The organism is Nocardioides caricicola (genome assembly GCF_039541135.1).
GTDB lineage: Bacteria > Actinomycetota > Actinomycetes > Propionibacteriales > Nocardioidaceae > Nocardioides > Nocardioides caricicola.
In genome coordinates, this window is the sequence record NZ_BAABFQ010000003.1 from 432473 (window position 1) to 457343 (window position 24871).

Annotated in this window: 26 protein-coding genes; 13 read left to right on the forward strand and 13 right to left on the reverse strand. The window is 72.3% G+C overall.

The annotated features are described in order from the left end of the window. Nucleotides 1–8: 8 nt before the first annotated feature. Both ABD875_RS03845 and uvrB read right to left on the reverse strand, forming a co-directional pair. A complete protein-coding gene (locus tag ABD875_RS03845; protein ID WP_345171380.1) occupies nucleotides 9–461 on the reverse strand; it encodes a VOC family protein in 453 nt (150 codons plus the stop codon). Beyond that, nucleotides 458–2593 carry an excinuclease ABC subunit UvrB gene (gene uvrB, locus ABD875_RS03850; protein ID WP_345171382.1) on the reverse strand — a complete coding sequence of 712 codons (2136 nt, stop codon included), beginning with the start codon at nucleotides 2591–2593 and terminating at the stop codon, nucleotides 458–460. Before uvrB ends, ABD875_RS03845 begins: the two co-directional genes overlap by 4 nt. A gap of 234 nt (nucleotides 2594–2827) precedes the next feature. Here uvrB and ABD875_RS03855 point away from each other — a divergent pair, with 234 nt between their 5' ends. Together ABD875_RS03855 and ABD875_RS03860 are read left to right on the forward strand one after the other, a co-directional pair. Further along, on the forward strand, nucleotides 2828–3631 hold the full coding sequence (locus ABD875_RS03855) for a hypothetical protein (protein WP_345171384.1): 804 nt from the start codon (nucleotides 2828–2830) through the stop codon (nucleotides 3629–3631). A 68-nt stretch (nucleotides 3632–3699) separates the two neighbouring features. Further along, on the forward strand, nucleotides 3700–4962 hold the full coding sequence (locus ABD875_RS03860) for a phospholipase D-like domain-containing protein (RefSeq protein ID WP_345171386.1): 1263 nt from the start codon (nucleotides 3700–3702) through the stop codon (nucleotides 4960–4962). A gap of 3 nt (nucleotides 4963–4965) precedes the next feature. Here the strand turns inward: ABD875_RS03860 and ABD875_RS03865 are convergent, their stop codons facing one another. Both ABD875_RS03865 and ABD875_RS03870 read right to left on the reverse strand, forming a co-directional pair. Further along, entirely contained in the window at nucleotides 4966–5172 is a 207-nt protein-coding gene (locus tag ABD875_RS03865; protein WP_345171388.1) for a helix-turn-helix domain-containing protein, read from the reverse strand. After that, nucleotides 5172–5651: a DUF2975 domain-containing protein gene (locus ABD875_RS03870; RefSeq protein ID WP_345171390.1), complete on the reverse strand. Its 480-nt coding sequence runs from the start codon at nucleotides 5649–5651 to the stop codon at nucleotides 5172–5174. The genes ABD875_RS03865 and ABD875_RS03870 overlap by 1 nt, the downstream gene beginning before the upstream one ends. An 87-nt stretch (nucleotides 5652–5738) precedes the next feature. Between ABD875_RS03870 and ABD875_RS03875 the strand changes: the two genes are divergently transcribed. Together ABD875_RS03875 and ABD875_RS03880 are read left to right on the forward strand one after the other, a co-directional pair. Then, nucleotides 5739–6227, forward strand: coding sequence for a SigE family RNA polymerase sigma factor (locus ABD875_RS03875; RefSeq protein ID WP_345171392.1), 489 nt, complete (start codon nucleotides 5739–5741; stop codon nucleotides 6225–6227). Next, nucleotides 6224–7054 (forward strand): hypothetical protein, encoded by an 831-nt coding sequence (locus tag ABD875_RS03880; RefSeq protein WP_345171394.1) that lies wholly within the window; start codon nucleotides 6224–6226, stop codon nucleotides 7052–7054. The genes ABD875_RS03875 and ABD875_RS03880 overlap by 4 nt, the downstream gene beginning before the upstream one ends. Before the next feature lies 1 nt (nucleotide 7055). Here the strand turns inward: ABD875_RS03880 and ABD875_RS03885 are convergent, their stop codons facing one another. Next, a complete protein-coding gene (locus tag ABD875_RS03885) occupies nucleotides 7056–7988 on the reverse strand; it encodes a DNA-3-methyladenine glycosylase family protein (RefSeq protein ID WP_345171396.1) in 933 nt (310 codons plus the stop codon). A gap of 54 nt (nucleotides 7989–8042) precedes the next feature. On the opposite strand from ABD875_RS03885, the gene ABD875_RS03890 reads away from it, so the two are divergent. Next, complete coding sequence (locus tag ABD875_RS03890) at nucleotides 8043–8828, forward strand: enoyl-CoA hydratase/isomerase family protein (RefSeq protein WP_345171398.1); 786 nt, start codon at nucleotides 8043–8045, stop codon at nucleotides 8826–8828. Here the strand turns inward: ABD875_RS03890 and ABD875_RS03895 are convergent. Further along, entirely contained in the window at nucleotides 8803–9375 is a 573-nt protein-coding gene (locus ABD875_RS03895) for an isochorismatase family protein (protein ID WP_345171400.1), read from the reverse strand. The genes ABD875_RS03890 and ABD875_RS03895 overlap by 26 nt on opposite strands. A 53-nt stretch (nucleotides 9376–9428) precedes the next feature. On the opposite strand from ABD875_RS03895, the gene ABD875_RS03900 reads away from it, so the two are divergent. Genes ABD875_RS03900 through ABD875_RS03910 form a run of 3 tightly spaced genes read left to right on the forward strand, consistent with a single transcriptional unit; the run spans nucleotide 9429 to nucleotide 11871 of the window. Further along, the gene (locus ABD875_RS03900; protein WP_345171402.1) at nucleotides 9429–10382 is read left to right on the forward strand and encodes a helix-turn-helix transcriptional regulator; all 954 of its coding nucleotides are present in this window, start codon (nucleotides 9429–9431) and stop codon (nucleotides 10380–10382) included. Between the two features lie 48 nt (nucleotides 10383–10430). Continuing rightward, complete coding sequence (locus ABD875_RS03905; RefSeq protein WP_345171404.1) at nucleotides 10431–11297, forward strand: hypothetical protein; 867 nt, start codon at nucleotides 10431–10433, stop codon at nucleotides 11295–11297. 1 nt (nucleotide 11298) lies between these two features. Next, on the forward strand, nucleotides 11299–11871 hold the full coding sequence (locus ABD875_RS03910) for an RNA polymerase sigma factor (RefSeq protein ID WP_345171406.1): 573 nt from the start codon (nucleotides 11299–11301) through the stop codon (nucleotides 11869–11871). Here ABD875_RS03910 and ABD875_RS03915 read toward each other — a convergent pair. Together ABD875_RS03915 and ABD875_RS03920 are read right to left on the reverse strand one after the other, a co-directional pair. Continuing rightward, on the reverse strand, nucleotides 11799–12755 hold the full coding sequence (locus ABD875_RS03915; protein ID WP_345171407.1) for a 5'-3' exonuclease H3TH domain-containing protein: 957 nt from the start codon (nucleotides 12753–12755) through the stop codon (nucleotides 11799–11801). The genes ABD875_RS03910 and ABD875_RS03915 overlap by 73 nt on opposite strands. A 32-nt stretch (nucleotides 12756–12787) precedes the next feature. Then, the gene (locus ABD875_RS03920; RefSeq protein WP_345171409.1) at nucleotides 12788–13801 is read right to left on the reverse strand and encodes a phosphatase domain-containing protein; all 1014 of its coding nucleotides are present in this window, start codon (nucleotides 13799–13801) and stop codon (nucleotides 12788–12790) included. Nucleotides 13802–13842: 41 nt separating this feature from the next. Between ABD875_RS03920 and ABD875_RS03925 the strand changes: the two genes are divergently transcribed. From ABD875_RS03925 to ABD875_RS03935, 3 genes are read left to right on the forward strand one after another with little or no spacing between them, the layout of a single operon-like run. Beyond that, complete coding sequence (locus ABD875_RS03925; RefSeq protein WP_345171411.1) at nucleotides 13843–15339, forward strand: ATP-dependent DNA ligase; 1497 nt, start codon at nucleotides 13843–13845, stop codon at nucleotides 15337–15339. Then, nucleotides 15336–16403 carry a hypothetical protein gene (locus ABD875_RS03930; protein ID WP_345171413.1) on the forward strand — a complete coding sequence of 356 codons (1068 nt, stop codon included), beginning with the start codon at nucleotides 15336–15338 and terminating at the stop codon, nucleotides 16401–16403. The genes ABD875_RS03925 and ABD875_RS03930 overlap by 4 nt, the downstream gene beginning before the upstream one ends. Nucleotides 16404–16453: 50 nt before the next feature. Next, entirely contained in the window at nucleotides 16454–17134 is a 681-nt protein-coding gene (locus ABD875_RS03935) for a TetR/AcrR family transcriptional regulator (protein ID WP_345171415.1), read from the forward strand. Nucleotide 17135: 1 nt separating this feature from the next. Here the strand turns inward: ABD875_RS03935 and gdhA are convergent, their stop codons facing one another. Together gdhA and ABD875_RS03945 are read right to left on the reverse strand one after the other, a co-directional pair. After that, nucleotides 17136–18482 carry an NADP-specific glutamate dehydrogenase gene (gene gdhA, locus ABD875_RS03940; protein WP_345171417.1) on the reverse strand — a complete coding sequence of 449 codons (1347 nt, stop codon included), beginning with the start codon at nucleotides 18480–18482 and terminating at the stop codon, nucleotides 17136–17138. Nucleotides 18483–18486: 4 nt separating this feature from the next. Further along, the gene (locus ABD875_RS03945) at nucleotides 18487–19767 is read right to left on the reverse strand and encodes an acetyl-CoA C-acetyltransferase (protein ID WP_345171419.1); all 1281 of its coding nucleotides are present in this window, start codon (nucleotides 19765–19767) and stop codon (nucleotides 18487–18489) included. A gap of 97 nt (nucleotides 19768–19864) precedes the next feature. On the opposite strand from ABD875_RS03945, the gene ABD875_RS03950 reads away from it, so the two are divergent. Further along, a complete protein-coding gene (locus ABD875_RS03950) occupies nucleotides 19865–21199 on the forward strand; it encodes a 3-oxoacyl-ACP reductase (protein WP_345171421.1) in 1335 nt (444 codons plus the stop codon). Beyond that, complete coding sequence (locus tag ABD875_RS03955; RefSeq protein ID WP_345171423.1) at nucleotides 21199–22008, forward strand: MaoC family dehydratase; 810 nt, start codon at nucleotides 21199–21201, stop codon at nucleotides 22006–22008. Before ABD875_RS03950 ends, ABD875_RS03955 begins: the two co-directional genes overlap by 1 nt. Nucleotides 22009–22122: 114 nt before the next feature. On the opposite strand, the gene ABD875_RS03960 is transcribed toward ABD875_RS03955, so the two are convergent. Genes ABD875_RS03960 through ABD875_RS03970 form a run of 3 tightly spaced genes read right to left on the reverse strand, consistent with a single transcriptional unit; the run spans nucleotide 22123 to nucleotide 24775 of the window. Beyond that, complete coding sequence (locus ABD875_RS03960) at nucleotides 22123–23001, reverse strand: acyl-CoA thioesterase (protein ID WP_345171425.1); 879 nt, start codon at nucleotides 22999–23001, stop codon at nucleotides 22123–22125. Then, a complete protein-coding gene (locus ABD875_RS03965) occupies nucleotides 22998–23828 on the reverse strand; it encodes an acyl-CoA thioesterase (protein ID WP_345171428.1) in 831 nt (276 codons plus the stop codon). Before ABD875_RS03965 ends, ABD875_RS03960 begins: the two co-directional genes overlap by 4 nt. Beyond that, on the reverse strand, nucleotides 23828–24775 hold the full coding sequence (locus tag ABD875_RS03970; RefSeq protein ID WP_345171430.1) for a proteasome assembly chaperone family protein: 948 nt from the start codon (nucleotides 24773–24775) through the stop codon (nucleotides 23828–23830). The genes ABD875_RS03965 and ABD875_RS03970 overlap by 1 nt, the downstream gene beginning before the upstream one ends. Between the last annotated feature and the right edge of the window lie 96 nt (nucleotides 24776–24871).

Genomic DNA, 24871 nt, shown 5'->3' on the forward strand with positions numbered 1-24871 from the left:
GCCTGCGCTCAGTCGAGGCAGAACTCGTTGCCCTCGGGATCCTGCATGATGATGTGCCCGCCGGCCATCGGGGGCGCGGGCTCGTGGCGCTCCACCCGGGTGGCGCCGAGGGCGACCAGGCGCTCGCACTCCTCCTCGAGCGCGGCCATCCGCTCGTCGCCCTGGAGGCCGGGAGCCGCGCGGACGTCGAGGTGCACGCGGTTCTTCACCGTCTTGCCCTCGGGCACCCGCTGGAAGAACAGCCGCGGACCGACCCCGGCCGGGTCCTCCGACGCCGAGGCGCTGTTGCGGTGTGCCTCGGGCAGCGTCTCGGAGAAGGCGTCCCAGGAGTCGAAGCCCGGCGGCGGTGGCGGGAACTGGTAGCCCAGCACGTCGTTCCAGAACAGGGAGAGCGCGCGCGGGTCCGCACAGTCGAACGTCACCTGCACCTGCTTGACGGTGGTCCCGTTCGTCGGAGTCATCGTGCACCAGCCTCCATCATCTGTCGCAGCTCCTTCTTCAGGTCGCCGATCTCGTCACGCAGCCGCGCGGCCACCTCGAAGTGCAGCTCCGCCGCGGCTCCCTTCATCTGGTCGGTGAGCTCCTGGATCAGCTGGGCGAGCTCCGCGCTGGGCAGGCCCGCCAGGCCCTGGGCGTGCTTGCCGGCCTCGCCGCCGGCCATCCGGGACAGGGCCGGGACCGGGGCCTTGCGGTTCTTCGGGTCCTGGTGCTGCCAGGTCGCGAGCAGCTCCTGGGTCGACTCGTCCTCGCGGGCGAGCATCTCGGTGATGTCCGCGATCTTCTTCCGCAGCGGCTGCGGGTCGACCCCGGCGGCGGTGTTGTAGGCGACCTGCTTGGCGCGGCGCCGGTTGGTCTCCTCGATCGCCTTCTCCATCGACGGCGTGATCTTGTCGGCGTACATGTGCACCTGGCCCGACACGTTGCGGGCCGCGCGACCGATCGTCTGGATCAGCGACTTGTCCGAGCGCAGGAAGCCCTCCTTGTCGGCGTCCAGGATCGACACCAGCGAGACCTCCGGCAGGTCGAGACCCTCACGGAGCAGGTTGATGCCGACGAGGACGTCGTACTCCCCCATCCGCAGCTCGCGGAGCAGCTCGATGCGGCGCAGCGTGTCGACCTCGGAGTGCAGGTAGCGGGTGCGGATGCCGGCGTCGAGGAGGTAGTCGGTGAGGTCCTCGGACATCTTCTTGGTCAGCGTGGTGACCAGGACCCGCTCGTCCTTCTCGGCGCGGGTGCGGATCTCGTGGATGAGGTCGTCGATCTGGCCCTTGGTCGGCTTGATGACCACCTCGGGGTCGACCAGGCCCGTCGGCCGGATGATCTGCTCCACGGTGTCCGGCACACCCCCGGGAGGGGTGACCTTGTCGAGCTCGTAGTTGCCCGGCGTGGCGGAGAGGTAGACGGTCTGCCCGATCCGGTCGAGGAACTCCTCCCAGCGCAGCGGCCGGTTGTCCATCGCGCTCGGCAGCCGGAAGCCGTGGTCGACCAGGTTGCGCTTGCGCGACATGTCGCCTTCGTACATCCCGCCGATCTGCGGCACGGTCACGTGCGACTCGTCGATGACGACGACGTAGTCCTCGGGGAAGTAGTCGAGCAGGCAGTTGGGCGCGGAGCCGTGGGTGCGGCCGTCCATGTGCATCGAGTAGTTCTCGATGCCGGCGCAGGAGCCGACCTGGCGCATCATCTCGACGTCGTACGTCGTGCGCATCCGCAGCCGCTGGGCCTCGAGCAGCTTGCCCTGCCGCTCGAACGTCGCGAGCCGGTCCTCGAGCTCGAGCTCGATCCCCCGGATCGCGCGCTCCATCCGCTCCGGGCCGGCGACGTAGTGGGTGGCCGGGAAGACGTAGAGCTCCTTGTCCTCGGTGACCACCTCACCGGTGACCGGGTGCAGCGTCATCAGCCGCTCGATCTCGTCGCCGAAGAACTCGATGCGCACCGCGTGCTCCTCGTAGACCGGGAAGATCTCGAGGGTGTCGCCGCGCACCCGGAACGTGCCCCGGGTGAACGTCATGTCGTTGCGGGTGTACTGGATCTCGACCAGGCGGCGCAGGATCGAGTCGCGGTCGTGCTCCTCCCCCACCTTGAGCCGGACCATCCGGTCGACGTACTCCTGCGGGGTGCCGAGGCCGTAGATGCAGGAGACGGTGCTGACCACGATCACGTCGCGGCGGGTCAGCAGCGAGTTGGTCGCGGAGTGCCGCAGCCGCTCGACCTCCTCGTTGATCGAGGAGTCCTTCTCGATGTAGGTGTCGGTCTGCGGGACGTACGCCTCGGGCTGGTAGTAGTCGTAGTAGGAGACGAAGTACTCGACCGCGTTGTCGGGGAACAGCTGGCGCAGCTCGTTGGCGAACTGCGCCGCCAGCGTCTTGTTGGGCTGGAGCACCAGCATCGGCCGCTGCACCTGCTCGGCGACCCACGCCACGGTCGCGGTCTTGCCGGTGCCGGTGGCGCCGAGCAGCACGACGTCCTTGACGCCTCCCTCGAGGCGCTTGGCGATCTCCGCGATCGCGGTCGGCTGGTCGCCGGAGGGCTGGTAGTCGGAGACGACCTTGAAGGGCGCCACCCGGCGCTCGAGATCGGTGACTGGACGCATGTGTCCAGCGTAGAGGGGGCCACCGACAGTGCCTCCCGAGCCGAGATCCGGGCGAAACCCACACGCTTCCTCAAGGGAACCGCAAGGGATCCACCAGGAACGGCGGAGGTTGCCCGAAGGGCCTCAGGGCCGTGCTCACAGCACCGATAGCGTCCGGCCGCACGACGGACCCGCACGGATGCGGGCCCGACGAGCCCGCACCTCGCGGGCTCGAAGCCTTGGGGGGCACACGACATGATCAAGCGACACATGAAGACCGGCGCCGCGGTGGTTCTCGCCGGAGCGCTGTTCGCGGCCGGCGGCATGGGGACCGCGACCGCGGCGAAGATGATCAGCGGCAGCGACATCGAGGACAACTCGATCACCGCCCAGCAGCTGGCCGGCGGCAGCGTCGGCGAGTCCGAGCTCAAGAACGGCGTCCTCAAGGGCGTCAAGGGCGAGAAGGGCGACGACGGCAAGCGCGGCCCGAAGGGCGACACCGGGCCGCAGGGTCCCGCCGGCGAGTCCGGCGCCGCAGGCGCCGAGGGCGTGCGCGGCCTCCAGGGTGCCGACGGCGCCCCCGGCCCGCAGGGCATTCCCGGCGCCCAGGGTCCGCAGGGCCCGCAGGGGCCTGCCGGCGACCCGGCCTCCGACGTGGCGGGCACCGTGGCGGGCTACCTGACGACCGACCCCGCGCTCATCAACCAGATCGGCGGCACGTTCAGCACCCGCGCGACCGAGCTCGGCACGCTCACGCTGCCCGCCGGCACCTACGTCCTCACCGGCAACGCGTTCTTCGGCTCCCAGGTCGCCGTGTCCGGCAAGACCCGGCTCCAGCTGGCGCTGCGGACCGTGGCCGGCGAGGACGTCGGCACCTGCTTCACCGGCGCGACGAGCCAGCTCGCCAACCGCGAGACCACCTGCTCGACCACCCGGGTCGTCGAGTTCGCCTCGACGACCGTGGTGCGCGTGCTCGGCTTCGGGTACGCCGACGACCAGGGCTCCGCCGACGGCGGCAAGTTCGGCGTCGTCTCGTACGTCACGGCCGTCCGCGCCTGAGCGGCACCGACAGCGGGGCAACCGCCGCCCGGCGGGAGCCCCGCTGTCGTGCTCGCTAGATTGACCCCGTGAGCCACCAGCCCCTGTCGCCCGCGAGCCGGGTGCTGCGGGCGGTCCGCCGCACGCTGCTGGCGATCTTCGGCCTGCAGCTCGCGCTGGCGATCGGGATGTCGTTGGTCGACTCCTACCGCCGCCGCGGCAAGAAGCCGAAGCCGTTCCCGGTCACCGAGCCGCGCGAGGTGCCCGTGGGCGACGGCACGCTGACGACGTACACGTTCGGCCAGGACCTGTACGACGCGATGCTCGCCGCGATCGAGGGCGCGCAGCGCCAGATCCTCTTCGAGACCTACATCTGGAAGGGCGACGAGGTCGGCGAGCGGTTCAAGGCCGCGCTCGCGGCCGCGGCGGACCGGGGCGTCGAGGTCTACTGCATCTACGACGGGTTCGCGAACCTCGTGGTGTCCCCGCGGTTCAAGCGGTTCCCCGCGACCATGAAGGTGCTGCGCTTCCCGGTCTACCCGGCGGGACTGCGGTTCTTCGACCTGAGCCGCTACGGCCGCGACCACCGCAAGATCCTGGTCGTGGACGACAGCGTCGGCTTCGTGGGCGGCTACAACATCGGCACGCCGTACGCGACCGAGTGGCGCGACACCCACGTCCAGATCACCGGGCCCGGCGTCTGGGACCTCAAGCGGGCCTTCGCGGACTTCTGGAACCTCAACCGGCGCCGGCGGTTCGGCGCCAGTGAGCGCCCGTTGCTGCTGGAGACGGCGTCGACCTGGGAGCCGCGGATCCGGATCCACCGCAACGTGCCGCGGCTGTGGATGTTCCCGATCCGCTCGATGTACATCGAGGCGATCAACCGGGCGTCGACGAACGTCTGGATGACGCACGCCTACTTCTGTCCGGACCAGGACTTCGTCGACGCGATCAAGGACGCCGCGCAGCGCGGTGTCGACGTGCGGCTGCTGGTGCCGCTGAAGTCCAACCACATCGTCGCGGACTGGATCTCGCGCGGGTACTTCTCGCAGCTGCTCGAGTCCGGCGTCCGGATCTTCCGCTACAAGGAAGCGATGGTGCACGCGAAGACCTCGACGATCGACGGCACCTGGTCGACGGTCGGGACCGCGAACGTCGACCGGCTCAGCCTGCAGGGCAACTACGAGATCAACGTCGAGGTGATCGACGAGGCGTTCGCGGCGAACCTCGAGGAGATCTACCTGACCGACGAGGGCAACTGCCTCGAGCTCACCCGGAGCGAGTGGGAGGCCCGGGACCTGCACCGGAAGTTCACCGAGATGATCCTCGCTCCGCTGCGCCCGCTGCTCTGACGGCTACTCCTCCACCCACTCGAGCAGGTCGCCCGGCTGGCAGTCGAGCACCCGGCACATCGCCTCGAGGGTGCTGAACCGCACCGCCTTGGCCCGCCCGTTCTTGAGCACGGCGACGTTGGCCGGGGTGAGGCCGACCTGCTCGGCGAACTCCCCCACGCTGAGCTTGCGCCGGGCGAGCTGCACGTCGATGCGCACCACGATCGGCATCAGATGACCCCGTCCAGGTCGGTCCGCAGCGCGGTCGCCTGGCGCAGCAGCGCCCGCATCACCACCACGACCAGCCCGACCACGGTGACCGCGCCCAGCAGCAGGCAGAGCAGCAGCGGCAGCCCCGGGTCGTCGGCGTTGAACCCGACGAGCAGGAACACGACCAGCAGCACGGCCCAGCCCGCACCGATCGCGCCGATGATCGCGTCGACCCACGTGAACGAGGCCTCGCTGAAGATCCGGTCGCGCTGCACCATCGTGAGCAGCCGCCAGATGGCGACGAGGACGACCTGGGCGCACAGCACCCAGAAGACGGTGACGACCGTGGCCGGCCAGCGCAGCCACGCGTCGTCCGGGTCCTCCTCGGCCAGGTGGGCGAACTGCCCGGGCAGCGAGACCACCTGGAGGAAGACGAGGAGCCCGAACAGCAGGACGAGGAACACCCGGAGGGCGAGGACGGCGGTGCGGTCGAAGTTCACGCATCGAGTATCGACACAAACCTATCGAAAATCAATAGATTCCTGGATCGAGTGAACGCCGCGGCGGGAACGCCGAGTATGAGAGGCATGCAGCGCGGAGAGCGGGACGCAGCCTTCTCGGAGTTCTACGCCGCTCGCGCGCTCGCGCTGCGGCGGGTCGCGTACGTCGTCACCCGCGACTGGCACGCCGCCGAGGACGTCACCCAGCGCGCGTTCGTGAAGATCTACCGCGCCTGGCCGCGCATCGAGCGCGGCGGCCTGGAGGCCTACGCGCGACGAGCGGTCGTCAACGAGTCGCTCACCCATCTCGGCCGCCGGCGCCGCGACGTCGTCGTGGAGTCGGTGCCGGACCGGCCGGCGCCCGAGCCGGTGGTCCCCCTCGACCTCGCGGCGGCCCTCGCCGCCCTGCCCGTCCAGCAGCGGGCGGTGGTCGCGCTGCGCTTCGTCGACGACCGCTCGGTGGCGGAGACCGCCGAGGCCCTCGGCATTGCCGAGGGGACGGTCAAGAGCCACACCTCGAAGGCGATCGCCACGCTCCGACAGCACATCCCGACCCTGACCGGAGGCCAGCCATGAACGACCCCGACGTCACGACGCTCCTGCGCGAGCACCTGACCGACGAGCCCGCACTCACCCGGACCAGCGCGGACGTGATCCGCACGGCGCGCCGGCAGACCGCCCGCCGCGGGCTCGTGGCCGGCGGCGCCGCCGCGCTCGCCGTGGCGGCGGTCGTCGCCCTCGGCGCCGGCGTACCCACGACGGTCCGCGACGGTGCCGCGCCCGCCACGACCACCGAGGAGCCGCCGCCAGTCACCGAGGTGATGGAGTCCGTCGCCGGGGCCGGCTTCGGGGCGTACGTCGGGGAGCTCGGGGAGCCGCAGTGGTCGGTGAACACCGTTCTCGGCGACCCGGTGGAGGCCGGCGCTCCGGACGCCCAGCACTACCTGCTGTCCTACCGGCCCGCGAGCGGGCCGACCCAGCTGAACCTCTCGGTCGGCGGCTTCGCCCCCGAGGACCTGGCGACGTACGACTTCGCCGACTCCTGTCGTCACCAGCTCGAGCAGCGGCTGGCGAAGTCGTGCACCGTGCGGACGCTCGAGGACGGGTCGCTGCTGATGACCACCGTCGCGCTGCGGTCGGGGATCGGGACCGACGCGCCGCGGATGCTCACGCTGGAGGAGGTGGCCGCCCTGCCGCCGGGCGAGGCGTCGTGGGTGCGGGTCGTCAGTCTCAGCACGCCCGACGGGATGGCGGTCGACGCGGCGGAGTACGCGCCCGCGGACCGTCTCACCGCCGCGCGGTGGACCGTGCCGCTCGACGCGCTCCGGGGACTCGCCCTCGACCCGGACCTGCGCGCAGCCGAGGTCGCGCACGCGCCGATGCCCGCCATCACGGACGAGTGAGTCAGCGACGAGTGACCCGCGCCGGCAGGTGCGTGCGCGGCGCCATCCGCGCTCCGCGCCGCGGGCGCCGCTGACCACCGAGCAGCAGCAGGGTCACCGCCCGACCCCGGTGCGGCCGCCACGGCTCGAGGAACTCCGCCATCTCGGCGTCGTCGAAGTCGCGGCCCGCCACGGCCCAGCCGACCTGGTGGGCGACGTGGTAGTCACCGAAGGACACGGCGTCCGGGTCGCCGTGGGCGCGCTGGCGCACCTCGGCGGCGGTCCACACGCCGATCCCGGGGAGCGAGGTCAACCGACGCTCCACCTCATCTCCGGGCAGCCCGACGGTGCGCTCGAGCGACTCCGCGACCCGGGCGGCGGTCACGACCGCGCGGGACCGGGCCGGGTCGACGTGCATCCGCAGCCACTCCCACGACGGGACCCGTCGGACGGTCTCGGCGTCCGGCTGCACCCAGAGGCCCATCTCGGCGCCCGGCCCGGGGGCGCGCTCGCCGTACCGGTGCACGAGCATCCGGAACCCCGCGAACGCCTCTTGCCCGGTCACCTTCTGCTCGATGATCGCGGGCACCAGCGACTCCATCACCAGGCCGCTGCGGCCGAGCCGCCAGCCGCCGTGGTGGCGCATCGCCTCCTCGACGACCGGGTGGCGCGGCTCGAAGCCGGTCAGGTCGTCCTCGGCGCCGAGCAGCGCCGGCACCGAGTCCAGCACCCACTCCGCGCCGGGACCCCACGCCCGCGCGTGGACGGTGCCGTCGGCGCGGCGGGCCTCGACGGCGAGCGTCGCGGGACCGACGGGAGTGCGGATGCCGCGCCAGTGCGTGTCGCCGACGAGCTGGTACGTCGGGTCGCCGCCCCCGCGCCGATGGACGCGCAGGATCGGGCCGACGGGACACGGCCAGCCGGGTCGCCAGTCCCGCACCCGTCCGTCGTCCACGCCTCGACCCTAACCGGGGCCGCCGACACTGGAACGTGTTCTAGTCTCGGAGGCATGGTGCTGCAGATCGAGGACCGCGCGCGGGTCCGGACCATCACGCTCGACCGTCCGGAGGCGCTCAACGCCTTCAACGAGGAGCTGTACGACGCGACGACCGAGGCCCTGCGCGCCGCGGCCGACGACCCGGCGGTCGCCGTCGTGCTGATCACCGGCAACGGGCGCGGGTTCAGCGCCGGCACCGACCTGCTCGAGATGCACAAGATCGCGACCGACCCGGAGTTCGTGCGCGGCGAGCACGGCTTCGTCGGGCTGGTCGACGCGCTCGTCGACTTCCCGAAGCCGCTGGTCTGCGCGGTCAACGGCGTCGGCCTCGGCATCGGGACCACGATCCTCGGCTTCGCCGACCTCGCCTTCATGGCTAGCACCGCGCGCCTGAAGTGCCCGTTCACCAGCCTGGGCGTGGCCCCCGAGGCGGCGTCGTCGTACCTGCTCCCCCGGCTGCTCGGTCGCCAGGACGCCGCGTGGGTGCTGCTGTCGGCCGAGTGGATCTCGGCGGCCGAGGCGCTGGAGATGGGCCTGGTCTGGCGGGTCTGCGAGCCCGACGACCTGCTGCCCGAGGCGCGCCGGCACGCCGAGGTCCTGGCCGCACGGCCGATCTCGTCGCTGGTCGCGGTGAAGCGGACGATGACCGAGCCGCTGCGGGCCAAGATCGCCGAGGCCCGTCAGCGCGAGAACGCGGCGTTCGCCGAGCTGATGGGTGGCCCGGCGAACATCGAGGCGCTCACCGCGTTCGCCGAGGGCCGCGAGCCGGACTTCACGACGCTGCCGCCTGGCTGGTGAAGTCGACCTCGGCCGTCGGCACCAGGCCGGTCTCGCGCCCGGGCGCCTTCGTGAAGGACCAGTAGAGGTTGGTGTGCGCCACCACCAGGTCGGGCGAGGGCGCGCCGTACGCGCTCAGGTCCTCGGTGGTGTGCGCGTCGGACACCAGCGTCGTGTCGTAGCCGCGGACGAGCGCGCCGTGCAGGGTCGACCGGATGCACGCGTCGCTCTGCGCGCCGCTGACCACGAGCCGGCCGACGCCCAGCCCGGCCAGCACGTCCTCGAGGTCGGTGTCCTCGAACGAGTCGCCGTACTGCTTGTCGACGATCGGCTCGCCCTCGCCGATGGCGAGCTCCGGCACGAGCTGCCAGCCGTCGCTCTCGCGCGGCAGGTGCTCCGGGTGGTTGTGCAGCACCCAGACCACCGGCGTCCCGGCGGAGCGGGCCTTGTCGACGAGGCTCGCGATGTTGGCCACGACCTGGTCGCGCTCGTGGGCGTCGGCGACGACGCCGGCCTGGACGTCGATCACGGTGAGGGCGGTGTGCGGGCGGTTCTCGAGAGTGGTCATGGGACCACCGTAGGATCCAATGTGGACGATCCACTTCCGCTTAGGACGCCGACATGCCCGAATCCAGTCCGACCTCCCGCGCGCTGCTCGCCCTCGAGGCGCTCCAGGACTCGCCGGGCATCACCGCCGAGCGGCTCGGCGCCCGGCTCGGCGTGACCTCCCGCGCGGCCCGGAGGTACGTCGAGATCCTGCGCGAGGCCGACATCCCGGTCGAGTCGGTGCGCGGGCCCGACGGCGGCTACCGGCTCGGCCGCGGCGTGCGTCCGCCCCCGCTGCGCTTCGGCTCCGACGAGGCGCTCGGTCTGGTGATGGCTGCCCTCGACGGGCAGCACGACGCGGCCGACCCCGACGGCCCGGTCGGGCGCGCGCTCGGCAAGCTCCTCGGCGCGCTGCCCCGGTCCGTGGCCGCGCAGGCAGAGGCGGTACGCCGGACCGCCGCACCGGTGCCCAGCCGCGACCCCGCGCGACCCGACCCGGCCACCACCGTCGCGCTCGTGGAGGCGTGCGCGGCGCAGCGACTCGTCCGGATGGGCTACCGCACCGAGAAGGGCAACGACCGGCTGCTCGAGGCCGAGCCGTGGGCGGTGGTGGTGCGCTACGGCCGCTGGTACCTGCTGTGCCGCTCGCTCGAGGCCGACGCGGTGCGCACCTACCGGATCGACCGGGTGACCTCGGTCGAGGTGCTGCCCGGGACGTTCGAGCCGCCCGCCGACCTCGACGCGGTGGCGGTGCTGGAGGAGAACCTCGGCGCCGGCTGGCAGTACGACGTGGAGGTGGTCGTCGACGCCCCGCTCGACCGGGTCGCGGCGGCGATCCCGCGCACCATGGGACGGCTGGAGGCCGTGGACGCGTCGACGACCCGCCTCATCGGGTCGACCCGCAACGCCCCGGCGTACGCCATCCAGCTCGCGATGCTGCCGGCGTCGTTCCGGGTCGAGGTCGGCGACGAGGTGCGCGAGGCCCTGGGGCGGCTGGCCGAGCGGCTCCGGCACGCTGCGACCCTGTAACGCCTCGACATGTGTCTGTGCAGGCACCCGTCGAACGCTGGAGGAACCATGCCGACGCCCCCGTGGACCGAGGACCACTCCCACCTCGTGGCCCGGACCGCACCGCCCGTCCCGGAGACGACCGATGCCGAGGTCGACCGGGTCTGGAACCGGGTCGCCCCGGAGCTCGCCGCCGCGCCGCCGCGCCGTCGGCGGGGTCGGCGGATCGCCGTCGGCGCCGGCGTCGCCGCGGTCGTGCTGGGGCTGTCCGGAGTGGCCGCCGCCGACCTGTTCAGCGCACGGACCGGCGAGGTCCAGACCGACCCGGAGAGCATCCGGCTCGGCGGCCCCGGCGAGAAGATCGATCCGCGCGGCAGCGACTACGAGCAGGTCCTCCGCGAGGAGATCGCCGACATCCCGTTCGCCTCGGACGAGGCCCGCGAGATCGCGGTCGCCGACCAGCTGTTCTTCGCCCGCCGCGACGTCCGCAGCATGGAGATCGCCCAGGCGCGCGGCGACCGGGACTGGCGCATCGTCCACATCACCGGCGGCATGCGGGCCGAGGCCGCGCGGGCAGCGCTCTGCTCGTGGGCGAACGCCTGGGCCGCCGCCACCACCTCCGGCGACGCGACCGGGCGGGCCGAGGCGATCGCGATGCTGGAGGCGTCTCGGGAATGGCCGGCGATCACCGACGTCGACGCCGAGCAGACGATCGGGCGTGCCGAGTCGGAGGTCGTCGAGCTCGAGAACGGCGAGCGCAGGACGGTCACCTTCTACGACAACACCCCCTTCGGCTTTCTCCCGCGGATCGTCGAGGCCGCGCACGGCACGGACCTGCGGGCGATGGGCCGGCCGTTCGTCGAGTTCACCCGCTGCGTCCCGGCGCTGGTGCCCGACCTGCCCCAAGCGGTGCCGGCCACGTTCCGGGGGCAGTGAGATGGGACGGCCCCTGACCGAGCCCGAGTTCGAGCAGCTCTACCGGTCGACGGTGCGCGACCTCGTGGGCTACCTGCGCCGGCGCGGCTCCGCCGACCCGGAGAACGACGCCGCCGAGGTGTACGCCGTCGCCTGGCGGCGCCGCGCCGACCTGCCCGCCACGCTGCTGCGCCGCGCCTGGCTCTTCGGCGCCGCCGCCAAGGTCCTGCAGGCCGGCCAGCGGCACCGGGCGCAGGAGGGCCGGGCGGCCGCCGAGCTGGCGCAGCAGCCCCAGGAGCCCGCGCTCGCCGACGACCCCGCGACCGCGGTCATGGCGGCCGCGATGGCTCGCCTCTCCCCCGGCGAGCGCGAGGTGCTGCGGCTCGTCGAGTGGGAGAGGCTGACGCCCGCCGAGCTCGCCACCGCGCTCGGCGTACGCCCCGGGACGGCGCGGGTGCGCCTGCACCGCGCGCGGCAGGCCCTGGCGCGAGACCCCGAGGTGCGGGCGCTGATCGACCGGCGTCAGGTCGCCGCGGCGGGCGGCTCGGTGAGCACCCGCAGCGCGAGGTCGGTCGTCGACGGGACGCCGAGGTAGCCGACCACCCGCAGCACCCGCTCCGCGTCCAGCGGCAGCAGGCCGGGGCTGCCGGGCACGTCGGGGCGCAGGCCGAGGTCGAGGTCGGTGCGCCCGGCCATGATCGACAGGTTGAACTCGAAGCGCTCGCGCGCCTCCGGTGTCGCCAGCTTCTTGAGGACAGCGGCGCCGACGCGCGGCCGGCCGACCTCCTCGCAGTACGAGTCGATCGTCGCGACCAGCGTCGCGCCGCCGCAGTGGTCGATGTCGGCCCACACGGCGCGCATCGAGCCCATCTCCGACAGCAGGAACGGCGCGATCTTCTCGCCGATGCCCGGCACGCCCGGCAGGTTGTCGCTCGGGTCACCGCGGAGCGCGGCGAACTCCAGGTAGTTCTCCGCGGCGACGCCGTACATCGCCCGCAGCGCCGCCGGGCCGAGCAGCGGTGACCCGTTGATGCCCCCGGTGATCAGCCGCAGCACCTTGGTCCGCTCGCTGATGTGCGCGAACGCGTCCCGGTCCGACGTCACCAGCACGCAGTTCCAGCCGTGCTCCTCGGCCCACGTCGCCGCGGACGCGTTGACGTCGTCGGCCTCGTACCCGGGCGGGGTGACCGTGAGCATCCCGAGCGCGTCGAGCAGGTCCGCGGCGCGCTCGAGCTGGTCGACGAGCGCGGGGTCCTTCTCGGCGCGGCCGGCCTTGTAGAGCGGGTACGCCGTCTCGCGAACCGACTGAGAGCGGTCGTCGATGCCGAACAGCACGGCGTCCGGCGCGAACTGGTCGATCGCCTCCAGGATCTGGCGCAGCATCCCGTGCAGCGCCCAGGCCGGCCGGCCGCCGCGGTCGAGCAGGCCGGACTCGGCGCGCGCGTGGTGGTTGCGGTGGAGCAGCGAGGGAGCGTCCACAGCGAGGAGCAGCCTGGGATGTGCCGAGCCGCTCACAGGAGCCCGATCGACTCGGCGTGGCGTCGTACGGCGTCGCTGTCGGCGGCGAGCACGAACGGCACCTCGGAGTCCCAGGCGTCCCTGACCTGCTCGACGCGGCCGTCGCCGGGGTCGAGGCGCACCTCGCGGATGTAGACCGCGAGGAACCGGTCGGGATGCGCCTTCACCATGTCGGCGTAGATCTGCGGGTCGTGCTCGCCGGAGTCGCCGAGCAGCACGAACGGCAGGCCGGGGTTGAGGTCGAGGACGCTCTCGATCCGCTCGTGCTTGCGCGCCCGGCCCGCGTCGGTGCCGATCAGGTCGCGCAGCAGCACCGGGCCGGTCGGGAAGTCGCGGTGGCGGAGGAAGCCCTGGAGGAACGAGTAGAGGTTCCAGGGGCTGGAGGAGACGTAGAAGACCGGGTTCACGCCGGCGGCGAGGTCGCGGTAGAGCTCCGGGGCGCCCGGGAACGGCGTCCGCGTCAGCTCCGAGCCGGTGAGCGTGGTCTGGATCATCTGGCCGACGCGTTGCACGCCGGTCTGCAGGATCGTGTCGTCGATGTCGGACACGATGCCGAAGCGCGCGTCCGGGCCGGGGACCAGGATCCGGAGCGGGGTGGTGTGCGGATCGGTGAGCCGGCGGTACTCCCCCGCGAGCTCGACGGTGCCCTCGAGCCACGGCCCGGTGACCTCGCCCGGCACGAACTGGACCAGCCAGTAGCCGTCGTCGTCGCTGACCGTCTCGATCGAGATGGCGCCCACCGTGACCCGCAGGGGGACGCCGGGCAGGTCGTCGGTGAGGAAGTGGCCGACGGTACGCCGGATCGCGGCGCCCACGCCCTCGCCGTCCACCGCCTCCGGCGGCGGCGGGTTGTCGAGCACGCGGCCCCCGACGACCACGCCCGCCGGGCCGCCGTACCCGAGGTAGGTCTCGATCCGGAAGTTCTTCGGCCGGAACAGCGCGCGCCGGCGGCGTCGGCGTTCGTCCCATGCGCGCTCGAGACCGAGCGCCCAGCGCCGTGCATCCATGGCGCCACCGTAGTGTCGGCGGCGTCGGCTTGAATGGTCAGGTGCTGCTCGCGGACGTGGTCGCCACCTCAGGAGCCGTCGCCGCCACCCGCTCCCGCAAGGAGAAGGTCGCGGCGATCGCGGCGCTGCTCGCGCGCGCCGCGCCCGACGAGGTCGAGACCGTGACGGCGTACGTCGGCGGCGCGCTGCGCCAGCGCCGCACCGGGCTGGGCTGGCGCGGGCTCGCCACGCTGCCCGACCCGGCCGCGTCGTCGACGCTGTCGGTGGCGGAGGTGCACGAGGCGTTCGAGCGGCTGTCGGCGCTGGCCGGCGCCGGGTCGCAGTCGGCGCGGGCCCTCGCGGTCGCGGACCTGTTCGGGAGGGCGACCGCCGACGAGCAGACGTGGCTGCGTGGCGTGGTGACCGGCGCGGTGCGCCAGGGCGCGCTCGACTCGCTCGTACAGGAGGCGCTGGCGGTCGCGGCCGACGTGCCGCTCGCCGACGTGCGCCGGGCCGCGATGCTCGCCGGGTCGACGGTCGCGGTCGCGCGCGCGGCGTTCGAGGGCGTGGACGCGCTGGGCGCGTTCGGCCTGCAGGTCGGTCGTCCGGTGCTGCCGATGCTCGCCTCCAGCGCTCCCGACATCGCGGCCGCGCTGGCCAAGGTCGGCGGCGAGGTCGCGGTCGACACCAAGCTCGACGGCATCCGCATCCAGGTGCACCGCCAGGGCTCCGAGGTGCTCGTCGCCACCCGGTCGCTGGAGGACATCACCGCTCGGCTGCCCGAGGTGGTCGCGGTCGCGCTGTCGCTCCCGGCCGAGTCGTTCGTCCTCGACGGCGAGGCGCTCGCGCTCACCGAGGACGGCCGCCCGCGACCGTTCCAGGAGACCGCGTCCCGCACGGCGATGGCCGAGGGGGTGGTCGTCACGCCGTACTTCTTCGACGTGCTGCACCTCGACGGCACCGACCTCCTCGACGCGCCCGCCTCCGAGCGCGCGGCCGCCCTGGAGCGGCTGGTGCCCGAGGCACACCGCGTGCCGCGCCTGGTGACCGACGACGTCGCCGCGGCCGAGGAGTTCGCGGCGCAGGTGCTGCGCGCCGGCCACGAGGGCGTGGTCGTCAAGGCGCTGGGTGCGCCGTACGACGCCGGCCGCCGCGGCGCCTCGTGGGTGAAGGTCAAGCCCGTGCACACCCTCGACCTCGTCGTGCTCGGCGTCGAGTGGGGCTCCGGCCGCCGCAAGGGCTGGCTGTCGAACATCCATCTCGGTGCCCGTGACCCCGACGGAGGCTTCGTGATGCTCGGCAAGACGTTCAAGGGGATGACCGACGAGATGCTCGCCTGGCAGACCGAGCGGTTCCAGGAGCTCGCGGTCGACGACAACGGCTGGGTCGTGACCGTGCGTCCCGAGCAGGTCGTCGAGATCGCGTTCGACGGCGTGCAGCGCTCGACCCGCTACCCCGGAGGTGTGGCGCTGCGCTTCGCCCGCGTGGTTCGCTACCGCGACGACAAGCCGGTGTCGGAGATCGACACGATCGAGACGGTGAAGGGGTTCTTGGGGTGAACACGCTCACGGGCGGACTGCTGGCCACGTTGCTGGCGCTGCCGCTCGTGGGGTGCTCGTCGGACGCCGCCGAGCCCGAGCCCGCACCGGCCAGCGAGGCCACCGAAGCCGCCGAGGTGACGGACCTCGAGGCGCTGTGGACCGCGGACCTCCTCGTCCCGCCGAACGGCACGGGTGGGGTCGACGCCGTGTCGCAGGGCTACTTCATCGGCGCCGGGTCGATGGACAGCTCGCCCGGCACCACCAATCCCACGCCGAACGTCGCCCTCGACTACGGCATCGGGGACGCCGGGACCGGCGAGGTCGTGTCCATGGCTCCCCTGTCCGGGATGCCCGGCACCGTCGAGTCGATCCCGGGCACCGACCTCTTCGTGGCGGTCGCGCCGGCAGGCTGGGAGATCGTCGAGGGCCGGCCGCGCATCACCGGCCACCGGATCGGCGTCGTCGACCCGGCCACGGCGTCGTTCCTGTGGACGCGCCGGTCGATCGGGAGCGAGGTGCTCGGAATGTCCGCGACCCGGATCTACCTCGGCCACGACACTCCGAAGGGCCGGCCGATCTGTTTCGCCGTCGACGACGGCACGCTCACCCGCGACGCCGCGTGCCGCGACTCCATGTGGACGAAGACCGAGGGCGTCGACGGCGTCACCTGGTCCGCGAACGAGCGCATCGTCGACCTGCCCACCGGGGAGCAGGTCACGATCCCCGTCACCCAGGCGCAGGACGAGGCCAGCTCCGAGCAGCTGTGGACGTACGGCGATACGTCCGCCTGGGTCGAGGGCGGCGACGTCGGCTACGAGACGTCGACGTTCGCCAGGTCTGACCTCGGCCTGGTCCGCGTCGACTACACCTACAGCGGCACCGACCCCTACGCCTCGAACACGCCGGAGGCCCCCTGGCCCGACGCGGTCCTGCGGCTCGTCGACCCGCGCACCGGCGAGGTGACGCGCACCCTCGGCCAGGTGCGGTCGGGCACCCTCGTGGGCTTCGCCGGCGACATCGCGATCTTCGAGCACGCCGGCGCCACGGGTCTCAGCGCGGCCGGCTACCGCGTCACCGTCTGACATTCGTCACACCTGTGCAACTGCGTGTTGCGCCTCTCTACGATGACGCCATGACCGCCACACCCCAGACCGACGGCAGGCGCACCGCGGCCGCCGCCCGGCGCCGGGCCCGCGAGCAGGAGATCCTCGACGCCACCCGGGCGCTGTTCGACCAGCGCGGGGTGCGCGACGCGCAGATCGAGGACATCGCGAAGGCGGTCGGCATCAACCGGGCGATCGTCTACCGGCACTTCACCGGCAAGGAGGAGCTCTTCGCGCTCACCCTCGTCGGCTACCTCGACGAGCTCCGCGAGGCGCTGACCGACGCGGCCGGCACGAAGCGGAAGCCGCAGGACCGGCTCACTGCGCTGGTCGGCGCGTTCGTCGAGTACGGCGTGGCGCACCCGGCGTTCGTCGACTGCGCGCAGACCCTGATGCGGCGTACCGGCCCCGAGCTGCTCGACGAGATGTCCGAGGGCGCGGTCTTCCGGCTCGGCCGGGCGATCTCGTCCTGCCTCGCGGTGCTGGTCGAGGTGCTCGAGGACGGGATCGAGCAGGGTGCGTTCTCGGTCGACGACCCGGTGCTGCTGGCGAACACGCTCTACGCCAGCGGCCTGGGCGCGCTCCAGCTCGCCCGGGTCGGCATCCTGGTCAAGGAGGCGGCGCCGGGCATCCCGACCGTCGGCAGCATCTCCGCCGAGCAGGTGCGCGACTACCTCGTCGCGTCCGCGCTGGCGCTCGCGGCCCGCTGAGTCAGATCACACCCAGCGCGATCATCGCGTCGGCCACCTTGATGAAGCCCGCGATGTTGGCGCCCGCGACGTAGTTGCCCGGCACGTCGTAGTCGTCGGCGGTGGTCAGGCAGCGGTGGTGGATGCCGCGCATGATCTCGGCCAGCCGCTCCTCGGTGTGCTCGAAGCTCCACGCGTCGCGTGAGGCGTTCTGCTGCATCTCCAGCGCGCTGGTCGCGACACCACCCGCGTTGGCCGCCTTGCCCGGCGCGAAGACCACGCCGGCGTCGGCGAACGTGCGCACCGCGACCGGCGTGCACGGCATGTTCGCGCCCTCGGCGACGATCTTCGCGCCACCCTTCACCAGCGCGATCGCCTCGGGCTCGTCGATCTCGTTCTGGGTCGCGCACGGGAGCGCGATGTCGCACGGCACGTCCCACACGCTGCCGCCCTCGACGTACCGCGCGCCCGGCCGAGCGTCGGCGTACTCGGAGATCCGCGCGCGGCGCACCTCCTTCACGTCCTTCAGCAGCTCGAGGTCGATGCCGTCCTCGTCGACGACGTAGCCGGCCGAGTCGGAGCACGCGACCACGGCGCCGCCGAGCTGGTGCACCTTCTCGACCGCGTAGATCGCGACGTTGCCGGAGCCCGAGACGACGACCTTCTTGCCGTCGAAGGAGTCGCCCGAGGTCTTGAGGATCTCGTCGACGAAGAAGACCGTGCCGTAGCCCGTGGCCTCGGTGCGCACCAGCGACCCACCCCAGCTCAGGCCCTTGCCAGTCAGTACGCCGGACTCGTAGCGGTTGGTGATCCGCTTGTACTGCCCGAACAGGTAGCCGATCTCGCGGCCGCCCACGCCGATGTCGCCGGCCGGCACGTCGGTGTACTCGCCGATGTGGCGGTGCAGCTCGGTCATGAACGACTGGCAGAACCGCATCACCTCGGCGTCGGAGCGGCCCTTCGGGTCGAAGTCCGAGCCGCCCTTGCCGCCACCGATGGGCATGCCGGTCAGGGAGTTCTTGAAGACCTGCTCGAAGCCGAGGAACTTCACGATGCCGAGGTAGACCGACGGGTGGAACCGCAGTCCGCCCTTGTACGGGCCGAGCGCGGAGTTGAACTCCACCCGGAATCCCCGGTTCAGCTGCACCGCGCCGGCGTCGTCGGTCCACGGCACCCGGAAGATGATCTGCCGCTCCGGCTCGCAGATCCGGCGGATGACCGCGGCGTCGACGTACTCCGGGTGCTTGCTGACGACCGGCCCGAGACTCTCGAGCACCTCGCGCACGGCCTGGTGGAACTCCTGCTCGCCGGCGTTGCGGCCGAGCACCTCGTCGTAGACGTCCTGGAGCTTGCTGTCGAGTGTGGTCACCTCGTCATCGTTCCAGCATGGCCACCACGCCCTGACCACCGGCCGCGCACACCGAGATCAGCGCCCGCCCGGAGCCCTTCTCGGCGAGCAGCTTCGCGGCGACGTTCAGGATCCGCCCGCCGGTGGCGGCGAAGGGGTGGCCCGCCGCCAGCGACGACCCGTTGACGTTGAGCTTCGCGCGGTCGATCGCGCCGAGCGGAGCGTCCAGGCCGAGCCGCTCCTTGCAGAAGATCGGGTCCTCCCAGGCCTTCAGCGTCGCGAGCACCTGCGAGGCGAACGCCTCGTGGATCTCGTAGAAGTCGAAGTCCTGGAGCGTGAGCCCCTGGCGGGCGAGCATCCGGGGCACGGCGTACGCCGGCGCCATGAGCAGGCCCTCGCCGCCGTGGACGTAGTCGACCGCCGCGGTCTCGCTGTCCACGAGGTAGGCCAACGGCTCCAGCCCGTGCTCGTCGGCCCACTCCTCCGACGACAGCAGCACGACGGACGCCCCGTCGGTCAGCGGCGTCGAGTTGCCGGCGGTCATCGTCGCCGCCTCGCCGCGGCCGAACACCGGCTTGAGCTTGGCGAGCTTCTCCACCGTCGAGTCGGCGCGCAGGTTCTGGTCGCGCTCCACGCCGCGGAACGGCGTGATCTGGTCGTCGAGGAAGCCGCGCTCGTACGCCGCCGCGAGGTGCTGGTGCGAGGCGGCGGCCAGTGCGTCCTGCTCCTCGCGGCCGATCTGCCACTCCAGCGCGGTGAGCGCGGCGTGCTCGCCCATCGACAGCCGGGTCCGCGGCTCGCTGTTGCGCGGGATCTCCAGCCCGATGTCGCCCGGGCGGATCGCGCCGAGCGCCTTGACCTTTCCAGCCGTGTCGCGTGCGGCGTTGACCTTCATCAGCTTCTTGCGCAGCTTGTCGCTGATCGCGACCGGCGCGTCCGACGTGGTGTCGGTGCCGCCCGCGATGCCGGCGTCGTAGGCACCGAGCGCGATCTTGTTGCCGACCTCGATCGCGGCCTGGAGCCCCGTGCCGCACGCCTGCTGGATGTCGATGGCCGGCGTCTCCGGCGCGAGCTTCGAGCCCAGCACCGCCTCGCGGGCGAGGTTGAAGTCACGGGCGTGCTTGAGGACCGCGCCGGCAACCACCTCGCCGAGGCGCTCGCCCTGCAGCCCGAAGCGGTCCGCCAGCCCGTCGATCGCGGCGGTGAGCATCTCCTGGTTGGACGCGTCGGCATAGACGGTGTTCGAGCGGGCAAAAGGAATGCGGTTGCCGCCGATCACGGCGACGCGGCGGGTAGTCGTCTCCATGGCGCCATCCTTGCCCGAGCAGGCCGCCGGAGAAACGCTATGAGGGCCACATCACGAAATGTGGACACTCAGTTACACGAGGAGTTACAACATCGCCATGAACGACCTCTACCAGGGCTTCACGTCCTCCGCGCTCGGCAAGCAGGTCGCCTCGATGCTCGGCCTCCCCCAGCCCGCCCGGCTCGAGCGGTACACCGAGGGCGCGCCACTCGTCGACGGCACCGTCGCGGTCGGTGGGCGCGGCCGGCTCGCCGACTCGCTGGTCGGCGTCCTCGGCACGCTCGGCATCGCCGCGGTCGCGTCCACCGATGCGGATGCGACGTACAAGGGGCTGGTGTTCGACGCCACCGGGCTGACGTCGTCGGACCAGCTCGTCGAGCTGCGCGACTTCTTCACGCCGCTGCTGCGCAGCCTGGACCGCTGCCCGCGCGTCGTGGTCCTCGGCACCCCGCCCGAGCAGGTCGCCGGTGGTGAGCGGGTCGCGCAGCGCGCGCTCGAGGGCTTCACCCGCAGCCTCGGCAAGGAGATCGGCCGCGGCGGCACCGTCCAGCTCATGTACGTCGCCGAGGGGTCGGAGGGCTCGGTCGCGAGCACGCTGGCGTTCCTGCTCTCCCCCAAGTCGGCGTACGTCTCCGGCCAGGTCGTGCGGATCGGCGCGCACGGCGCCGCGAAGCCGGGCAAGGTCGCGGACTGGACGCGGCCCCTGGAGGGCAAGGTCGCGCTGGTCACCGGCGCGAGCCGCGGCATCGGCGAGCAGATCGCCCGGGTGCTGCACCGCGACGGCGCCACGGTCGTGGGCGTCGACGTCGCCCAGGCGGCGAGCGAGCTGCAGGCCGTCATGCGTGAGCTCGAGGGCGACCATCTCGTCCTCGACATCACCGCCAAGGACGCGCCGCAGCGCGTCGCGCACCACCTGAAGACCAACCACGGCGGCGTGGACGTCGTCGTGCACAACGCCGGCATCACGCGCGACAAGCGGCTGATGAACATGGCCGAGGACCGCTGGGACTCGGTCATCGCCGTGAACCTCACCGCCCCCGAGCGGATCACCCGCGAGCTCCTCGACCAGGGCGTGGTCAACCAGGGCGGCTCGATCATCGGCGTCGCCTCGATCGCGGGCATCGCCGGCAACGTCGGCCAGACCAACTACGCCGCCTCGAAGGCAGGTGTCATCGGCCTGGTCGACTCGCTCGCCGACGAGCTGACGGACGGCATCACGATCAACGCGGTCGCACCCGGCTTCATCATCACGCAGATGACCGCGGCGGTGCCGTTCGCGACCCGCGAGGTCGGCCAGCGGCTCAACGCCATGGCGCAGGGCGGGCTGCCCGTCGACGTCGCGGAGGCGATCGCGTGGTTCGCCAGCCCGGGCTCGACCGCGGTGAACGGCAACGTGGTCCGGGTCTGCGGCCAGATGATGCTGGGGGCCTGATGATCCCGCTGCTCGTCAAGGCCGCGCTCCCGAAGCTCAACGCGGGCTCGGAGCTGCCCGACGTCTCGAAGGTGCGCCACGACGCACCGATCGACCCACGGCACGTGGCGTCGTACGCCGCGCTGTGCGGGTTCCCCCGCAAGGACGTGCTGCCGCTGCCGTACCCGCATCTGCTGGCGTTCGGGCTGCACCTCGAGATCATGGCCGACGGGTCGTTCCCGTTCCCCGCGATCGGCACGGTGCACCTGGAGAACTCCATCACCCAGTACCGGCCGATCGGCCTCGACGAGCGGCTGCAGGTCACCGCGCGCCCGGCTGACCTGCGCCCCCACGCGAAGGGGCAGGTCTTCGACATGGTCACGACCGTGCACTCGCGCGCCGAGCTGGTCTGGGAGGAGACGTCGACGTTCCTGCGCCGCGGGTCCGGCGACGGTCCGGGCACCGGCACGTCGTTCCCCGATGCGCCCGACCACGGGATCGACTGGAAGCTGCCCGGCGACCTCGGCCGCCGGTACGCCGGTGTCTCCGGCGACCGCAACCCGATCCATCTCTACCCGCTGACCGCGAAGGCCTTCGGCTTCCCCCGCCAGATCGCGCACGGCATGTGGTCGCTGGCCCGCTGCGTCGGCGCGATCGAGAACAGGCTGCCCGACGCCGCCACGGTCGCGGTCGCATTCAAGAAGCCGATCCTGCTCCCCGGCACCGTCTCCTTCGGCACCACCCGGACCGACGACGGCTGGGCGTTCGCGCTCACCAACCCCAAGTCCGGCGCCCCCCACCTCGCCGGCGCGACCTCGACCCCACGTTGAATCGGGACTTTCGGTCGCTTCAATCGGGAGTTTCGGTCACCGCACCGCGACCGCCCGAGCCCTCGTTGACCGAAAGTCCCGATTCAACGGACCGGAACTCCCGATTCAACGTCGCTACTCCTGGACGCCGGGGCCCTCGGTGCCGTCGTTGCGCTGGCGGATGAGGCCCTCCTGGGCGACGGTGGCGACGAGGGTGCCGTCCTGGGTGAAGATCCGGCCGAAGGCGAGGCCGCGGGCGCCCTGGGCCGACGGTGACCACTGGTCGTAGAGCCACCACTCGTCGGCACGGAACGGCTTGTGGAACCAGATCGTGTGGTCGAGCGACGCCATCTGGGTCTTGGCCGGGTTGCCGCCGTGCACGGCGAGCGTGGAGCCCAGCAGGCTCACGTCGGAGGCGTAGGTGAACGCCGCGGTGTGCAGCAGCGGGTCGTCGCCGAGCCCCTCGCGCAGCCGCACCCACATCCGCGCCTGCGAGACGTGGCCCTCGTCGGGCTCGAGGCCGTACTTGGTGTTGCCGAGCCAGCGTACGTCGAGCGCGCCCCACTCCTTGCCGAGCGCGTCGGCCTCGGCGTTGCCGCCCCTGCGCATCACCTCGACCAGGTCGAAGCCGGACTCGGGCGCACCGACGGCCGGCATCACGTCCTGGTGCTCCCAGCCCTCCTCGGCCGTCTGGAAGTTCAGCGTCTGGTAGTAGATCGGCCGGCCGTGCTGGCGAGCGACCACGCGCCGGGTCACGAACGACCGGCCGTCGCGCGGGCGCTCGACGTCGTACACGATCGGGACGCTGTAGTCGCCGCCACGCAGGAAGTACGAGTGCAGCGAGTGCAGCGAGAACTCCTCCGGCACGGTGCGTACGGCGGCGACCAGCGCCTGCGCGGCGACCTGGCCGCCGTAGACGCGAGCCCGCGCGCTCTCGGGCTGGCGCCCGCGGAAGAGGTCCTTGTCGAGCTCTTCGAGGTCGAGCAGGCCGACGAGCTCCTCGGTCGGGTTCACGAGCGGACCTTTCGCATCACGGCCTCCTGCGCCACCGACGCCACCAGCTCACCGGAGCGGCTGAACACGCGCGCGAGCACCAGCCCGCGGCCACCCGAGGCGGCCGGCGAGTGCTGGTCGTAGAGCCACCAGTCGTCGGCCTTGAACGGGCGGTGGAACCACACGGTGTGGTCGAGCGAGGCGAGGAAGACCTCGCCGGACGCGAAGCTCTGGTCGTGGGCCGAGAGGGCCGCACCCATCAGCGTCATGTCCGAGAGGTAGGTGAACGCGGCGGTGTGCCAGAACGGGTCGTCCGGCAGCGCCGAGGAGACCCGCAGCCAGACCCGCTGCCGGGCGGGGTGCGCCGGGTCGTCCTCCAGCGTGTCGATCGCCCGGATCTCGGCGACGTCCCACTGGTCGGCGTGCTCCTCGTCGATCGAGCCGCGGTTGACCGGGCGCGCGTCCTCCGGAGCCGGTACGTCGGGCATCGACTCCTGGTGCTCGAGGCCGGTCTCGTGGACGTGGAAGTTCAGCGTCTGCGCGTAGATCGGCCGACCGTGCTGCTGCGCGATCACGCGGCGCGTGAGGAACGACCGGCCGTCGCGCAGGTTCTCGACGTCGTAGATCGTCGGCACCGTCGGGTCGCCGGGCTGCAGGAAGTACGAGTGCAGGGAGTGTACGGCGAACTCCGCCGGCACGGTGCGCGACGCGGCCACCAGCGCCTGCGCCGCGACCTGCCCACCGAACACGATCGGCCGGGTCGTGGGCATCTGCTGGCCGCGGAACAGGTCGTCGTCGATGGTCTCCAGGTCCAGCAGGGCGACCAGCTCGTCGGCGTCGCGGGGCATCAGGCGTCCCCCTCGTTCGGGTCGGTCGGGCCGTCCAGGCCGGCGAGGAACTGCTCGAACTGCTGCCCGATCTCCTCGCCGGTGGGCAGCGGCTGGTCGGCGGCCAGGAGGCTGGAGCCCTCCTCCTCGGCGCGCTCGAAGGCGTCGTACTGCCGCTCCAGCGCGGCCACCACGTCGGCGACCTCCTCGTTCGAGGCGAGGTAGCGGGTGATCTCGGCCTCGCGGTCCTCGGCCTCGGCGCGCAGCCCCGAGAGGTCGACCATCAGGCGGCCGGCGATCTCGACCTGCTCGAGCAGGGCGGCCGACGCCTTCGGGTAGTCCATCTGCGCGAGGTAGTGCGGGATGTGGGCGACGAACCCCATCGCCGGGTGGCCCCACTCGCCGAGCCGCACCTCCAGCAGCGCCTGCGCGCTGCTGGGCACCCGCAGCTCGCCGCGCCACGGGCTCTCGCCGGTCAGCAGGTCGGCGCGGTTGGCGTGGTGGGTGATCGCGATCGGCCGGGTGTGCGGCACCGCCATCGGCACGGCGCCCATCCCGACGACCCGCGTGACGCCGAACCGCTCGACGACCTCCAGCACCGCCCGGCAGAACGCCTCCCACCGGTTGTCGGGCTCGGGGCCCAGGAGCAGCAGGTACGGCGTGTCCGCGGCGTCGCGCAGCAGCCGGACCACCAGCCGCGGGGCGTCGTACGCCTCGTAGTGGTCGCGCACGAACGACATCGGTGGCCGCCGGGCGCGGTAGTCGTGGAACTGGTCGACGTCGAACGTCGCCACCACGGAGCCGTCGGAGGCGTCCACGAGGTGCTGGGCGGCGCGGGCCGCGGCGTTGCCGGCGTCCAGGAAGCCGTCGAGGACCACGACCATGGTGAGCTCGTCACCGGCCTCCCGCACGGCGTCGAGCTCGGGGACGTCGTCGACGATGTGGACCAGCCGGGGCTCAGATGTCACGGGCACACGATAGAGGTCGGGCCCGCGTGACCGGGCGCACACCCGGTGGCGTCGCCGCTTTTGTTACTGCGGGGTAACCTTGGCCCGACCATCACC

What these genes read in the sequence shown, in the direction of transcription:
- ABD875_RS03845 (WP_345171380.1), bottom strand. Translation starts at nt 461, where the DNA reads ATGACTCCGACGAACGGGACCACCGTCAAGCAGGTGCAGGTGACGTTC.
- uvrB (WP_345171382.1), bottom strand. Translation starts at nt 2,593, where the DNA reads ATGCGTCCAGTCACCGATCTCGAGCGCCGGGTGGCGCCCTTCAAGGTC.
- ABD875_RS03855 (WP_345171384.1), top strand. Translation starts at nt 2,828, where the DNA reads ATGATCAAGCGACACATGAAGACCGGCGCCGCGGTGGTTCTCGCCGGA.
- ABD875_RS03865 (WP_345171388.1), bottom strand. Translation starts at nt 5,172, where the DNA reads ATGCCGATCGTGGTGCGCATCGACGTGCAGCTCGCCCGGCGCAAGCTC.
- ABD875_RS03875 (WP_345171392.1), top strand. Translation starts at nt 5,739, where the DNA reads ATGCAGCGCGGAGAGCGGGACGCAGCCTTCTCGGAGTTCTACGCCGCT.
- ABD875_RS03880 (WP_345171394.1), top strand. Translation starts at nt 6,224, where the DNA reads ATGAACGACCCCGACGTCACGACGCTCCTGCGCGAGCACCTGACCGAC.
- ABD875_RS03890 (WP_345171398.1), top strand. Translation starts at nt 8,043, where the DNA reads ATGGTGCTGCAGATCGAGGACCGCGCGCGGGTCCGGACCATCACGCTC.
- ABD875_RS03895 (WP_345171400.1), bottom strand. Translation starts at nt 9,375, where the DNA reads ATGACCACTCTCGAGAACCGCCCGCACACCGCCCTCACCGTGATCGAC.
- ABD875_RS03900 (WP_345171402.1), top strand. Translation starts at nt 9,429, where the DNA reads ATGCCCGAATCCAGTCCGACCTCCCGCGCGCTGCTCGCCCTCGAGGCG.
- ABD875_RS03905 (WP_345171404.1), top strand. Translation starts at nt 10,431, where the DNA reads ATGCCGACGCCCCCGTGGACCGAGGACCACTCCCACCTCGTGGCCCGG.
- ABD875_RS03910 (WP_345171406.1), top strand. Translation starts at nt 11,299, where the DNA reads ATGGGACGGCCCCTGACCGAGCCCGAGTTCGAGCAGCTCTACCGGTCG.
- ABD875_RS03920 (WP_345171409.1), bottom strand. Translation starts at nt 13,801, where the DNA reads ATGGATGCACGGCGCTGGGCGCTCGGTCTCGAGCGCGCATGGGACGAA.
- ABD875_RS03935 (WP_345171415.1), top strand. Translation starts at nt 16,454, where the DNA reads ATGACCGCCACACCCCAGACCGACGGCAGGCGCACCGCGGCCGCCGCC.
- ABD875_RS03945 (WP_345171419.1), bottom strand. Translation starts at nt 19,767, where the DNA reads ATGGAGACGACTACCCGCCGCGTCGCCGTGATCGGCGGCAACCGCATT.
- ABD875_RS03950 (WP_345171421.1), top strand. Translation starts at nt 19,865, where the DNA reads ATGAACGACCTCTACCAGGGCTTCACGTCCTCCGCGCTCGGCAAGCAG.
- ABD875_RS03955 (WP_345171423.1), top strand. Translation starts at nt 21,199, where the DNA reads ATGATCCCGCTGCTCGTCAAGGCCGCGCTCCCGAAGCTCAACGCGGGC.
- ABD875_RS03965 (WP_345171428.1), bottom strand. Translation starts at nt 23,828, where the DNA reads ATGCCCCGCGACGCCGACGAGCTGGTCGCCCTGCTGGACCTGGAGACC.